At 61.5% G+C, this 13,759-nt stretch carries 12 protein-coding genes; 8 read left to right on the top strand and 4 right to left on the bottom strand.

Features of this window, described 5'->3' with window-relative positions; translation table 11 throughout:
* Window positions 1-2: 2 nt before the first annotated feature.
* Window positions 3-1,505, top strand: a complete 1,503-nt coding sequence (locus AC3WVQ_RS33340; protein ID WP_113080506.1) for a pyridoxal phosphate-dependent decarboxylase family protein — start codon at window positions 3-5, stop codon at window positions 1,503-1,505.
* Window positions 1,506-1,562: 57 nt separating this feature from the next.
* Here AC3WVQ_RS33340 and AC3WVQ_RS33335 read toward each other — a convergent pair whose 3' ends face one another.
* A complete protein-coding gene (locus tag AC3WVQ_RS33335) occupies window positions 1,563-2,366 on the bottom strand; it encodes a class I SAM-dependent methyltransferase (RefSeq protein ID WP_034796179.1) in 804 nt (267 codons plus the stop codon).
* 104 nt (window positions 2,367-2,470) lie between these two features.
* On the opposite strand from AC3WVQ_RS33335, the gene AC3WVQ_RS33330 reads away from it, so the two are divergent.
* The 6 genes from AC3WVQ_RS33330 (at window position 2,471) to AC3WVQ_RS33305 (ending at window position 10,222) form a co-directional block, all read left to right on the top strand.
* The gene (locus AC3WVQ_RS33330) at window positions 2,471-3,604 is read left to right on the top strand and encodes an ABC transporter substrate-binding protein (protein ID WP_090426889.1); all 1,134 of its coding nucleotides are present in this window, start codon (window positions 2,471-2,473) and stop codon (window positions 3,602-3,604) included.
* A gap of 58 nt (window positions 3,605-3,662) precedes the next feature.
* Window positions 3,663-4,802, top strand: a complete 1,140-nt coding sequence (locus AC3WVQ_RS33325; RefSeq protein ID WP_492383485.1) for an ABC transporter substrate-binding protein — start codon at window positions 3,663-3,665, stop codon at window positions 4,800-4,802.
* Window positions 4,802-5,869 carry a FecCD family ABC transporter permease gene (locus AC3WVQ_RS33320; protein WP_226020927.1) on the top strand — a complete coding sequence of 356 codons (1,068 nt, stop codon included), beginning with the start codon at window positions 4,802-4,804 and terminating at the stop codon, window positions 5,867-5,869. The genes AC3WVQ_RS33325 and AC3WVQ_RS33320 overlap by 1 nt, the downstream gene beginning before the upstream one ends.
* Window positions 5,863-6,615, top strand: coding sequence for an ABC transporter ATP-binding protein (locus tag AC3WVQ_RS33315; RefSeq protein ID WP_060518046.1), 753 nt, complete (start codon window positions 5,863-5,865; stop codon window positions 6,613-6,615). The genes AC3WVQ_RS33320 and AC3WVQ_RS33315 overlap by 7 nt, the downstream gene beginning before the upstream one ends.
* Before the next feature lie 567 nt (window positions 6,616-7,182).
* Window positions 7,183-8,769 carry a Re/Si-specific NAD(P)(+) transhydrogenase subunit alpha gene (locus AC3WVQ_RS33310; RefSeq protein ID WP_492383573.1) on the top strand — a complete coding sequence of 529 codons (1,587 nt, stop codon included), beginning with the start codon at window positions 7,183-7,185 and terminating at the stop codon, window positions 8,767-8,769.
* A gap of 19 nt (window positions 8,770-8,788) precedes the next feature.
* Window positions 8,789-10,222, top strand: a complete 1,434-nt coding sequence (locus tag AC3WVQ_RS33305; protein WP_492383484.1) for an NAD(P)(+) transhydrogenase (Re/Si-specific) subunit beta — start codon at window positions 8,789-8,791, stop codon at window positions 10,220-10,222.
* A gap of 92 nt (window positions 10,223-10,314) precedes the next feature.
* Here the strand turns inward: AC3WVQ_RS33305 and AC3WVQ_RS33300 are convergent, their stop codons facing one another.
* From AC3WVQ_RS33300 to AC3WVQ_RS33290, 3 genes are all read right to left on the bottom strand, one after another.
* On the bottom strand, window positions 10,315-10,764 hold the full coding sequence (locus AC3WVQ_RS33300) for a DUF2269 family protein (RefSeq protein ID WP_192357732.1): 450 nt from the start codon (window positions 10,762-10,764) through the stop codon (window positions 10,315-10,317).
* 172 nt (window positions 10,765-10,936) lie between these two features.
* Entirely contained in the window at window positions 10,937-11,665 is a 729-nt protein-coding gene (locus AC3WVQ_RS33295) for a TetR/AcrR family transcriptional regulator (protein WP_492383483.1), read from the bottom strand.
* Between the two features lie 31 nt (window positions 11,666-11,696).
* A complete protein-coding gene (locus AC3WVQ_RS33290; protein WP_060518040.1) occupies window positions 11,697-12,731 on the bottom strand; it encodes an AraC family transcriptional regulator in 1,035 nt (344 codons plus the stop codon).
* 161 nt (window positions 12,732-12,892) lie between these two features.
* On the opposite strand from AC3WVQ_RS33290, the gene AC3WVQ_RS33285 reads away from it, so the two are divergent.
* On the top strand, window positions 12,893-13,759 hold the full coding sequence (locus AC3WVQ_RS33285) for a sugar phosphate isomerase/epimerase family protein (protein ID WP_060518038.1): 867 nt from the start codon (window positions 12,893-12,895) through the stop codon (window positions 13,757-13,759).

The following is a 13,759-nucleotide window of genomic DNA, read 5'->3' as shown; positions in this document are numbered from 1 at the left end:
CGATGGGAGCGCGATCACCGAGGCAAAGCGTGGGAGCCTTCACGCAACCGGAACTCCTGGCTACGCTCGAGACCCTCGACCCACCCGATTGGTCGTCCGTCTCGGCGCTCGCCCACCGGATCATCGACGATGCCGTCGGCCATCTCGGCCGCGTGCGCGAGCGTCCGGTCTGGCAACCGCTGCCGGAGGAGATCGAAGCGCTGTACCAGGCGCCGGTCCCGGATCGGCCGACGCCCCTCGAGGACGTGTACCGACAGGTGAAGGACACGGTGCTCGCCTATCCAATGGGCAACATCCATCCACGGTTCTGGTCCTGGTACATGGGCTCCGGCAACTTCACCGGGGCGCTCGGCGATTTTCTCGCAGCGATCCAGGGTTCCAATCTCGGGGGCGGACGCCATGCCGCTGCCCTCGTCGACCAGCAGGTCGTCGGATGGCTGCGCGACATGATCGGCTTTCCCGAGGCAGCGAGCGGCACGCTGGTCAGCGGCGGTTCGGTGGCCAACCTCGTCGGGCTGACTGTTGCCCGCAACGCCACGGCGGGCATCGATCTGCGCGAAGAGGGCGTTGCGGCCCTCACGGAACCCATGCGCTTCTACGCCTCGGATCAGGTTCATTCCTGCCATCGCAAGGCGGTCGAGACGCTCGGCCTCGGCAACAAGGCACTTAGACGGATCCCGACCGATTCCCGTTACCGCATTGACCTTGAGGCGCTTCGCGCGGCGATCGCCGAGGATCGCGCGCGGGGCTTCAGGCCTGCCTGCGTCATTGGTACTGCCGGTACGGTCAATTCCGGTGCAGTAGACGATCTCACCGCCTTGGCCGGGATCGCCGCGGAGGAGAACCTGTGGTTCCACGTAGACGGGTGTATCGGAGCGCTGCTTTCGATCGCGCCCGAGAACGCCTGGCGCGTCAAGGGCATCGAGCGGGCGGATTCCGTCGCGCTCGACCCGCACAAATGGCTGCATGCCCCCTTTGAGGTCGGTTGCGCGCTTGTCCGGGACCGGGCAAAGCACCGGGAAACCTTTGCGGTGTCGCCGGAGTTTCTGCAGGGCATGCCGCGTGGCATCGCCTCCGGTCAGTGGCTTCACGAATTCGGCTTTCAGACCAGCCGCGGCTTTGCGGCGCTGAAGGTCTGGATGGCGCTGATGGAGCACGGCATCGCCAAGTTCGGCCGGCTGATCGACCAGAACGTCGCGCAGGCCGCCTTCCTCGCCGATCTCGTCCGTTCGAATCCGCCTCTGGAACTCATCGTTGAACCGGAGATCAACATCGTCTGCTTCCGCTATGCGCCCGAAGGTCTAAATGAGGAGCGACTGAAGGAGACCAACCTCGAGATCATGCTGCGCCTGCAGGAAACCGGCGTGGCGGCGCTTTCCGACACGACGATCCGGGGCAAGCATTGCCTGCGCGCGGCGATCTGCAATCATCGCACCCGCCCGGACGACCTGAACCTTTTAATCTCGGAGGTCCTGCGGATTGGCAGGGAGATTGCGCAGTCGTGAGCCTGGTCGTTTTTGCGCATGAACACAGTCACTGACTGCGTAGGGTTTGCCTCGACCCTAAGGTTTCGTCGCGCGAATGGCGTAGCGATGCTGCGACTGTCGCGCCAAGCCCTTGAAAAGGTTCCAATTCGCGGCCTGGGTGCGATGGATTTCGCGAAGGTCCCTGTCGATCGTAATCTCGGTGAAGCCGGCCTCGCGCAACAGCGCGACGACGGCCTCGGCGCGGGCGCCTTGTGCGAAATGCACGCGGGAGAGGATGCTGCGGTGCGTCGCCGTCATCTGCGGGGAACCGGTTGGCGTCTCAGCCTTGAACAGGCCGAGGCGCTGTCCCCATGTGCTGAGCTTGGAGAACAGCCGCTCGAGCGCGGTTGTATTGACGAAGTCGCCATCGACGATCAGCAACATGCCGCCGGGCTTCAGGACCCGTAGCCATTCGCCAAAGGCTGCGGCCGGGTCCACGAGCGTCCAGACCAGATGCCGGTTGACGATTACATCGTAGTGGTTGTCGGGCTCCATGGTATTTTCGGCGTCGCCGAGGGCGAAGCGGATCGCTCGCCCGCGCTTGCGCGCCTTATCCCTGGCGCGTTCGAGCATCGGCTCGGCCCAGTCGAGGCCCTGCACCTTGAAGTCGAGTTCATCGAGAAGATGCGAGATGACGCCGGTGCCGCTCGCAAGATCGAGCGCGGCACGCCCTGCGCCCGGCCCAAGGTGACGGAGAAACAGTTGATGCCAGGCCGCGCGTTCTTCCTCCGAGAAGATCTCGTGGCCCGGGGACAGATCGAAGGTTGCCGCGCGGTCCGACCAGTAGGCCTTGATTTCATCGCGCAGGTTGTAGTTCTGCCGCTCCGTCACATCGCTCATGTCGATACCGCTCGTTCCTGTTTGGAGGCGTTCTAAAAGATAAATGTTGACTAATAAAGTCATGAAACATTAGATCGCCTGAATTTTCCAGCGGAGCTAAAACAATGCGGTTTTTCAACAGGGTGGCTGCGGCCGCCGCAAGCCTTTGCGTGCTTTTTTCTACGGCAGCCTTCGCTGATGTCGTGACGTTGAAGGATGTCACGGGCCGAGATGTCGAGGTCAACGTACCCGTCGAGCACGTGATTCTCGGCGAAGGGCGCCAGATCTACTTCCTCGGCGCGCTCGACCGCGACGAGCCGTTCAAGCGCGTCGTCGGCTGGCGCGACGATCTGGCAAAGGCAGACCCTGAAAGCTATGCCGCCTATCTCGCGAAGTACCCTGGCATTGCCAAGTTGCCGACCTTTGGCGGCATGAAGGATGGTACCTTCGACATCGAGCAGGCGGTTGCCTTGAAACCCGATGTCGTTCTGATGAACGTCGACGCCAAGACGGCGACGGAGGAGGCTGGCTACATCGAGAAGCTCGCCAAGGTCGGTATCCCGCTCGTCTACGTCGATTTCCGCGAAAAGCCGATGGAAAACACCGAGCCGAGCATGCGCGTGATGGGCAAGCTTTTGGGAAAGGAAGAGAAGGCCGAGGAGTTCATCAAGTTTCGCGCCGAGAGCATCGCCAAGGTGACAAACGTTTTGGCGAAGGCCAATCCGAAGAAGCCGCTCGTTTTTGTCGAACGCGCCGGTGGTTACTCCGACGATTGCTGCATGTCTTTCGGTAACGAGAACTTCGGCAAGATGGTCGAGTTCGCCGGCGGCGTAAACATGGCAAAGGACATCATTCCCGGCACCTTCGGCGTGGTCAATCCGGAGCAGATCATCGCTGCCAATCCCGATCAGATCATCATCACCGGCGGCAACTGGCAGGGTTATGTGCCGGGTGGTGCCTGGGTTGGCGTCGGCTATGGCGCCGATGAGAAGGAAGCGGCCCGCAAGCTCGAAAACCTGACCAAGCGCCCGGCTTTCACCGGCGTTGAAGCCGTGAAAGACGGCCAGGTTCACGCCATCTGGCACCAGTTCTACAACAATCCCTACCAGTTCGTGGCCATCCAGCAGATCGCCAAGTGGCTGCACCCGGATCTCTTCGCGGACCTAGACCCGGAGGCGACGTTCAAGGAGTTGCATGAGCGCTTCCTGCCGCTTCCCTACAAGAGCGGCTACTTCGTCTCGCTGACGTCAGCCAAGTAAGCGGTTCGATAGCTGGAGGAGGGGAGGACTCCGGCGTCGCAACTAAAAAGGAATGAGAATGTCGATCTTCGGGAAAATCGCGTCGGCGATGGTCGCAGCCTTGGTATTGGCGGCTTTGCCCGCCAGTGCGGCTGAAATCGTCGACGTCACCGGCCGTCGGGTCGAAATTGCGCTTCCGGCCAAGCGCGTCCTGTTGGGCGAGGCGCGGCAGATCCACGTGGCCGCAGCGCTGAAGGGCGAGCATGTCTTCGACACGATCGTCGGTTGGCGCGATGATCTTTTGAAGAAGGATCCGGACTCCTACGCTGCCTATGTGGAGCGCTTCCCCGAAATCGAGAAACTGCCGCGGTTCGGCTATATCCCTTCGGGCGATTTCAGCCTCGAGGCAGCGATTGCGCTCAAGCCTAACGTTCTGACGCTCAATCTCGAAGCGCAGCAGGCGGTCGAAGAATCGGGCTTCATCGAAAAGGCCGCTGCCGCCGGCATTGCCGTCGTCTATCTCGATTTCCGCGTGGATCCTGCCGCCAATAGCGAAAAATCGGTCGAAATCCTCGGCCAGCTCTTCGGTGCCGAAGCGAAGGCCCGCGAATTCATCGACTATCGCAATGCTCAAATCGCGCTGGTGACGGACCGCCTCAAGAAGGCGGGGGAATTTGCGCGGCCGAAAGTCTTCATCGAGCGCTCTCCCGGCATCACCGGCGACGTTGTCTGCTGCCGCACCTTCGGTCCGGCCAACTTCGGCAAAATGGTGGAAGAGGCCGGCGGCCACAATATCGGTTCTGACGTCATCAAGGGGACCTTCGGCGACCTCAATCCTGAGCAGCTGATCGTCAGCGATCCGGATCATGTCATTATCACCGGCAGTAACTGGTCGGCGGAATCCGATCTCAACCAGTTCGTTAGCGTCGGACGCGGCGCCGATGCGGCGGCGGCAGAAGATCGCCTGCGCGGCCTTATGCAGCGCCCGGGCTTTCCCGGCCTGAAGGCGGTGAAGGAGGGCAATGTGCATGCCGTCTGGCACCAGTTCTACGGCGCCCCTTACGAGTTCATTCCGATCCAGCAGTTTGCCAAGTGGTTCCATCCGGAGCTCTTTGCCGACATAGACCCGGACCGTACTTTCCGCGAGTTCCATGAGAAGTTTCTGCCGGTGACCTACCGCGCGGGTTACTTCGCCTCGCTTCCAAAGAGTGGTGAATGATGGTTGCCATGACCGAACAAGTATCCGGCGTTGAAGGGCGAGGGCGCTACCGCTCTCTCGTTTTGCGCCGCTTGGTGTTGATCTTCTGCCTCATCGTCGCGCTCTTTGCGTCGGTTGCAGTCGACATGGCTCTCGGGCCTGCAAACTATCCGCTCGCGGATGTGCTGACCGCGCTCTTTCGACCGGAAACTGTAAGCGACCAGCTCCGGGTGGTGATCTGGGACATTCGCATGCCGATCGCCCTGATGGCCGTGACGGTGGGTGCCTCATTGTCGGTCGCGGGCGCACAGATGCAGACGATCCTTGCCAATCCACTGGCAAGTCCATTCACGCTCGGCATTTCCGCCGCTGCCGGCTTCGGTGCGGCCCTCGGTCTCGTTGCCGGCGTGGCGGTTTTTCCCGTCGCCGTCCAATACATGGTGCCGATCAATGCCTTCCTGATGGCGATGTTGGCGGCGCTCTTCATCCATTTCGCCTCCACCATGCGCGGCGTTACGGTCGAAACGATTGTCCTGCTCGGCATTGCGCTCGTCTTCACCTTCAATGCCGCGCTGTCGCTGCTCGAATATCTCGCCTCCGAACAGGCGCTGGCCGCCGTCGTCTTCTGGACGATGGGCAGTCTCACCAAGGCAACCTGGCCAAAGGTCTGGATCACCGGCGCCGTGCTGCTGTTCGCCTTGCCGCTGTTTGCACGCCACGCCTGGGCGCTGACCGCGCTTCGGCTTGGTGACGATAAGGCTGCGAGCTTCGGTATCAATGTTCGAAGGCTCCGGCTCGAAGCAATGATGACGGTCAGCCTGCTTGCGGCGATCCCGGTCTCTTTCGTTGGCACGATCGGCTTTGTTGGTCTCGTCGCTCCGCACATCGCGCGCATGCTGGTCGGCGAGGATCAGCGCTTCTTCCTGCCAGCTTCTGTGCTGTGCGGCGCGCTCCTTCTTTCGGTCACTTCGGTCGTGAGCAAGATGATCATTCCGGGCGCCGTCCTGCCAATTGGAGTCATCACCGCGCTCGTTGGCGTGCCCTTCTTCTTCGTGCTGATTTTCACCAACAGGAGGCGCGCATGGTAAGCCTGTCGCTGGAAAAGGTCGGCGCGAATTATGGCCGGCGCACGGTGCTCTTAGATGTCAACACCGGTGTCTTGCGCGGCGGTGGCCTGACGGCGGTGATTGGTCCTAATGCGGCCGGCAAGTCGACGCTGTTCAAGCGCATAGCAAACCTGACCTCCGGTCCCGGCACTGTCCACCTGTCCGATACGGCCAAGGGGTCCGAAGGCATCTGCTACATGCCGCAGGATACCGGCGCCAATGCCGTGCTGACCGTCTACGAGTCGGTGCTGTTGTCGGCCAAGCAAGGCTCAGGCTGGAAGGTGAAGGACGCCGAACTCGCCGAGATCGACCGAGTGCTGGGCGAACTCCGGATCGCCGATCTCGCCTTTCGTGGCCTTGGTGAGCTCTCAGGCGGCCAGCGCCAGCTCGTCTCCATCGCGCAAGCTCTCGTGCGTAAGCCCGAAGTGCTGTTGATGGACGAACCGACCTCGGCGCTCGATCTCTTTCGCCAGATCGAGGTCCTTGGCTTCATGAAGCGTTTGTCGGCGCAGTCGGGTATGGCGGTGTTGATCGCGCTGCACGACCTGAACCATGCGCTGCGCTATTGCAACGACACGATCGTCATCAGTGGCGGGTCGGTGCTGGCGAGCGGCCCCACCCACGACGTCATCACCGCGGATATGCTGCGCTCGGTTTATCGCGTCGAGGCGCGGGTGGAGGCCTGCTCCCTGGGGCGACCGGTCGTCATTGTCGACGAATCCCTTTGAGGGCGTGGACGCGCGGGTCGTTCACGTTCGAGCTCGTCACCCCTGCAAATCTGAGCAGCTACGAAAGCCGCAACTAGAACGTCCTCCCAAGGGGCCGCACGGCGCGGCACGCGGCGAGACCGCGTCGCCGTGCCGTGCCGAGGGCATTGAAATAAAAACTTCCGAAGGAGGGCTTGCAGCAGCGGCCCCGTAGCGTCTCGACGCCAGGCGCCGGATTGTCAGTCGCGGCTCGGCATGATCGTTTCATGAAACGCGCGCAGGTTCGGGACCTCTCTCTGGTGAAACGTCGCTTCACATACGCAATCGGCGGCCTCCTGGAGCCGATGCAGCACCCTCTTCATGGGGGCGTCGCCGTCCCCTTTTTGTTGGCCATTGATGGCCGAGCGGCCCGTCGGCTGGAGTGCTTGGCCGATAAAAACGATTAGTGAAAACTAAAAAGCGACAAGAATGGACGGATTCGCGGCAAAGCGTACTGGACAGTACTCTCAAGGTTTGCTTGTTCTGCTGTCGCATTGTTGAGGGACAAGGCATTGCCTAGTCGGCAGAAGAGGACAGACAAGCATGGCGATTAAAATTGGCGCGCCGCGGGAGGTAACCGCAAGCGAGGCGCGCGTGGCGCTGACACCTGACAGCGCGGTGCAACTTGCGAAACTTGGCTATAGCAGCATCATTGAGACGGGCGCGGGCGTTGCGGCCGGTTTTTCCGATGATGCCTATCGGGCCGTGGGCGTCGAGGTGGCCCCGTCGGCAGAGGCGCTGTGGGCTTCGGCAAATGTGGTCGCCAAGGTACGGCCGCCCGAGGCGAGCGAGGTCGCTTATCTGTCTGCGGACAAGACGCTGATCTCGTTCTTCTATCCGGGCCAGAATGCCGAACTTCTGGAGCTCGCCAGGGAAAAGGGCGCCAACGTCATCGCCATGGACATGGTCCCGCGCATTTCGCGCGCCCAGAAGATGGATGCGCTGTCGTCGATGGCCAATATCGCCGGCTATCGCGCGGTGATCGAGGCCGGCAACAATTTCGGTCGCTTCTTCACCGGCCAGGTGACGGCCGCCGGCAAGGTGCCGCCGGCCAAGGTCCTGGTGATCGGTGCGGGCGTCGCCGGTCTTGCGGCGATCGGGGTCGCCACTTCGCTTGGTGCTCAGACCTATGCCTTTGACGTGCGGCCGGAAGTCGCCGAGCAGATCGAGAGCATGGGAGCCGAGTTCGTCTATCTCGATTTTGCCGATGGTGAGGGGGGCGCTCAACAGGATGGCGCTGCCACCGGCGGTTATGCGGCTCCCTCTTCGCCGGAGTTCCGCGAGAAGCAGCTTGCCAAGTTCCGCGAGCTTGCGCCTCAGATCGATATCGTCATCACCACGGCGCTGATCCCCGGCCGTGATGCACCGAAACTCTGGCTTGCCGACATGGTCGCCGCGATGAAGCCGGGATCGGTGGTGGTCGATCTTGCGGCCGAGCGTGGCGGCAACTGCGACCTGACCGTTGCCGATCAGCGGATCGTCTCCGACAACGGCGTCGTCATCATCGGCTATACCGATTTCCCGAGCCGCATGGCCGCGCAGGCGTCCACGCTCTATGCCACCAATATCCGCCATATGCTGACCGACCTGACGCCGGGCAAGGATGGCAAGCTCGTCCACAACATGGAGGACGACGTCATCCGTGGCGCGACCGTCACCTTCCAGGGTGCGATCACCTATCCGCCGCCACCGCCGAAGATCGCCGCGATCGCGGCGCAGAAACCAAAGGAGAAGGTGAAGGAGCCGACGCCGGAGGAAAAGCGTGCGACCGAGACCGCAGCCTTCAAGGCCCAGACGAAGAGCCAGCTGACGCTTCTCGCCGTCGGCACGGCGCTGCTGCTTTTGGTCGGCGCCTTTGCTCCGCCGGCCTTCATGAGCCACTTCGTCGTCTTCGTGCTCGCCTGCTTCGTCGGCTTCCAGGTCATCTGGAACGTCTCGCATTCGCTGCACACCCCGCTCATGGCCGTCACCAACGCGGTCTCCGGCATCGTCATTCTCGGCGCTCTGCTGCAGATCGGGTCTGGCAACTGGTTGGTGGTGCTGCTTGCGGCGCTGTCGGTGCTGATCGCCACGATCAACATCGTCGGCGGCTTCCTCGTCACGCGGCGCATGCTCGCCATGTTCCAGAAATCCTGATCGGGCAGGGGTAAACATTATGATGATCGGTATCGTATCGGCCGCCTATATTGCGGCAGCCGTCCTCTTCATCCTCTCGCTCGGCGGGCTTTCGGGCCAGGAAAGCGCCAAGCGCGCCGTCTGGTACGGCATGACGGGCATGGGGCTTGCCATTGTCGCCACGGTCTTCGGACCTGATGTCGGCAACTGGTTCATCATCGCGCTGATGATCGCGGGCGGCGCCGTGCTCGGCCACTTCGTCGCCTCCCGCGTCCAGATGACCGAGATGCCGCAACTCGTTGCAGCACTCCATTCCTTCGTCGGTCTTGCCGCAGTCTTTATCGGCTTCAACGCCCATATCGAGGCGGCTGATGTCGCCGGCCTCGATGCGGCAGCCCGCTCTGCATTGACCGGCTTTGCCGCGATCCTTGCCCACAAGGAACCGGTGGAACTGTCGATCATGAAGGTCGAGGTCTTCCTCGGCGTCTTCATCGGCGCCGTCACCTTCACCGGCTCCGTCATCGCCTTTGGCAAGCTTGCCGGCAAGGTCGACGGCAAGGCCAAGAAGCTGCCGGGCGGTCACCTGCTCAATGCCGGTGCTGCCCTTCTCTCGCTCGTGCTGCTGGTGCTCTACGTGAATGGCGCCGGCACCTGGACACTGCTTGTCATGACGCTCGCCGCCTTCTTCATCGGCTATCACCTGATCATGGGCATCGGCGGCGCCGACATGCCGGTGGTGGTGTCGATGCTGAACAGCTATTCCGGCTGGGCGGCCGCTGCCATCGGCTTCACGCTCGGCAACGACCTGTTGATCGTCACCGGCGCGCTGGTCGGCTCCTCGGGCGCGATCCTCTCCTACATCATGTGCAAGGCGATGAACCGCTCGTTCCTGTCGGTCATCCTCGGCGGCTTCGGCGCGACCACGGGTCCGGCAATGGAAATCACCGGCGAGCAGATCGCCATTGATGCCGATGGCGTGGCCGCAGCCCTTAACGACGCCGACAGCGTCATCATCGTGCCGGGCTACGGCATGGCGGTGGCGCAGGCGCAGCAATCGGTCTCCGAGCTCACCCGCAAGCTGCGGGCGGCCGGCAAGAACGTGCGCTTTGCCATTCATCCGGTCGCCGGACGTTTGCCGGGCCACATGAACGTGCTCCTTGCCGAAGCGAAGGTTCCCTACGACATCGTGCTCGAGATGGACGAGATCAACGAAGACTTCCACGAAACCGATGTCGTCATCGTCATCGGCTCGAACGACATCGTCAATCCGGCCGCCCAGGAGGATCCGAACTCACCGATCGCCGGCATGCCGGTGCTCGAAGTCTGGAAGGCCAAACAGGTGTTCGTCTCCAAGCGTGGCCAGGGAACCGGTTACTCCGGCATCGAGAACCCGCTGTTCTACAAGGACAACACCCGCATGTTCTACGGCGACGCCAAGAAGAGCATCGACCAGCTGCTGCCCGCGCTGGCGTGATGACGCCCTGAAAAGAGAACTCATCGCTCCGCACATAGGGGCGGTGAGTTCAACGCCGTTGATGAGCGACCGATGCGTCCGATGGCGTCGCCCTAGGCGCCGAGTAGGTCTGGTTTGACGACCATCAGCGCTATTATCAGAGCAAAAAGCGAGATCGATGCCAGGCGGCCGCCCAAAGCGCGCTTGTTTCTAAGAAGCGTTCGGACTTCCAATTTGTCGATCGTGCCTTCAAGGGCTGGATGCACCTGTGCCTCCCATGGCCGCACGACCCTGCTTTCGACAATCATCAAGGCGGCGATCAGGGTGAATGACATCAGTAGCCAGGGTGTCGATAGCGGCCACCCACCCAAAACGATGAGGCCAATGCCTCCGGCAATCCCTATGCCGGTGAGCAGGCCTGCAATCCTGTTTGCGGTCAGGGCCAACTTTGCAGCCCCGATTTGCCCTCGCCGGGCAGAAATGAAAAGGAGCTCCCTTGCTGCAAACAGCAGAAATACCGTGCCCATGGCCGCGGCATGAATCATCACGACGTGTGCGTACATCTCTTGTTACCTTGGTATGGAGCTTCGAGAAGCGGTCGCTCGACCGCTCGTGCTGCATTTGATTTCGACACGAGGTTGGCTGTCGGACTGGCCGCGTGCAGCCCTAATTGTGAGCGATCACTCGCAAAAATCTACTCGCGTTCGAGAAGCTGTCTCTGCGAGCGCTCCCGGTTCATATTCCCCCGGTAGTTCGCGCAGTTGGACGCCGGCGTTCACGGAGCGACATCAAGTCGCCAACACCCAGCTCGCATCTTGGATGTCTGCTACCCGAAGGCCGTTGCTTCAGGTAGCGCGTGATCAGCGTCGTCACTTCGTTGATGAAGGCGTCGACGTTCCCATCGTTTAGCTTCTCTGGACTGTCGACCACCGCGCCGTGCGTCAGCGCCTCCGTGCAGCTGACGCAAATGTAAGCGGCCAGATCCAGATCCATCGGCCGCAGTTCTTCCTTGTGCAATTCGAGATAAGCCCTGATCAACCCGTAGAACTCTCTGTCAAAACCGTCGATCGTACCGATCCGCCCTGCACGTGGCGTTTCCTCGACCAACACCCGATGAAGGTCCGGGTTCACACGATGAGCATCGATCATCGTCTTGACCAGTTCGCGCACGGCACTGTCGAGCGGCAGCGTCGCCACTTTGGCCAGCGTACCCCGCAAGACATCCACCATCTCGCTCTTGTGGCGTTCGATGACGGCAACGACGAGCGCTTCCTTGCCCGGAAAATACTGATAGAGAGAGCCGATGCTGACGCCGGCCTCTTCGGCAATCCGGTTTGTGTTGGCGCGTTCAAATCCTTCTTTGATCAATGCACGCGCAGTCGCTTCGACCAAGGCCTCGATCATCGCTCGCGAGCGTTGCTGCGAAGCGACCTTTCGTGGCGTCAGGAGAGCTTTCTTGTCCATTCGGCTTTGATCCGGTCGCGGCGGCCCACTTTCAGTTGGCGATCGATAGCGACTGACGCGGCGTTTCCATTGGCGAAAACCCGAAGCGCTTCTTGTAACAGGTGGCAAAGTATTGGCTCGATGAGAAGCCGCAATCAAAGGCGATGTTGGTGACCGATTGCGCGCCGCTTTCAAGAAGCAGCCGTGCGGCGTTGAGTCGGAGCGTCTGGAGGTAGCGGACAGGCGTCATGTTGGTCAGCACCTGGCAATGCTGCGAAAATTGCGTGCGGGAAAGATTGCACTCCGCCGCCATGTTCTCGAGCGTCCAGTCCTCGTCGAGCGCATGACGCAGCCGCTTCAGGAAGATCTCGACCGTGCGCTTCGAGCTTGCAAGAGCAAGATCGAGAACCGGTGCCTGGCTTTCCAGCATCTGGCGGAATTGCAGCAGCATCATCGAAATCAAGAGGCGCAGGTGCGCCTCTCCACCGTCGATATCGCCGCCTGCCACCACCTCGTGGATGTCGAGGAAGGTGCGGGTAACTTCGCGGGAGGCGTTGTAGGAAATCTGTTCGTTCTTCGACAGAAGTTCGCTCAGGCGCTTTCGGTCGCGCTCGGGCCAGCCGATCCAGTCGGGCCACAGCCAGGTTTCGTGTGGTCGGCGCACACCCATATCCATGAGCACCCAGATGATGTGGCTGGCACCGACATTGGGATCGCCGAGCGCGTGCAACTGCCAGGGCCGCACGACGAACATCTGGCCTTCATTGATCGTCGTCCTGCGGCCATCCATGGTGATCGTCAATGAGCCGCGCGCCAGATAGGCGATCTTGACCCCCTCGTTGCAATGTTCGCGCAGGCCCCAGTCCTGCGGGGTCGTCGCATCCCATCCGCCGACGGAACAGACCTGCGGCAGCGCCGCGCCGAGGTCGATGCCGGGATAGCCGCGTCGCGTCCAGGCATTGAGCGACACCTGGCCGGCAAGCGAGGCCTTCATCAGGTCCTGGCAATTGCCGGCATAGAGCAGGGCGCCCGGCTCGCGGAAGACCGCGGGCCGATTGACCGCTCGTTCGTTGCTGCTCTTCGTCATCCCGCTCCCCCGCAGATGTATAAAATTTACCAGTCGTCTATTTCGAACGCAGGCAGCGATTTATTGCGCAATGCTTGGACATCATCAAGCTCCATTTTGGAGACGCTGATGATTTGCCATTGAAACTCAATGGCATGGGGGAAATTGGGAGGATTTTGCCGGTGCGGATAGGCTTCCACACGGACGCGTTCAACTCGGCCTACTGGTCGTTTGAAAAATGCCTGGAATGGGCAAGCGACAACGATTTGCACTTCATCGAGTGTGGTCTGATCGACGGCGTGAGCTGGATCCACGGACTGGGCTATCAACCGCATGTCGCGCTCTACGAGGACCCGGTCCTCTTGCGTCGCAAGATGGAGCGTTACGGCGTGCGCTTTTCCCAGGTCGATGCGGCCTATCCGCTGTCTGGTGAGGACGGACCGCTCAGAGGTGTGCCCTATGTGCTGAAGTCGATTGCCTGGGCCGCGCAGGCCGGCAGTCCCTGCGTCGACACGACCGACGGGCTCCACATGCCGCCCGGACTTACCGAAGAAGACTCGATGGCGCTGATGAAGCGCAGCTACGAAAAGATCGTCGAAGTCGCCGAAGCGCACGAGATCGTCGTCAACATCGAGCCTCATGGTCATTTCACGACGCGTCCGGAATTCATGGAGCGCATGCTCGCCTTCGCAGACAGCAAGTGGCTGCGCATGAACATGGACACCGGCAACACCTTCATCGCCGGCCAGGAACCGCCGCAGTTTCTGTCGCGGTTCATCGACAGGGTGTCTCATGTCCATCTTAAGGACGTGTCACCGTCGCTGGCAGCGGCTGCCCGTGGCGGACAGACCGGGATCGCGGTCAGCCATTGTGCGCTCGGCGATGGCGTCAATGCCGAGAATATCAAGACCTGTCTCGCCATGCTTCGCGACCACGGCTACGACGGCGTACTCAGCCTCGAATGCGAAGGCGCCGCCGGCCCGATGATCGAAACGTCACTGGCCTGGATCCGCGCGACGTGTCGCGATCTCGGCATTTCGCTGAAGTGA

The sequence above is a fragment of the Ensifer sp. EB106-05-01-XG146 genome (assembly GCF_058791875.1).
The sequence above is the reverse complement of the archived record's forward strand: the minus strand, read 5'-3'. Positions and strand labels throughout refer to the sequence as shown.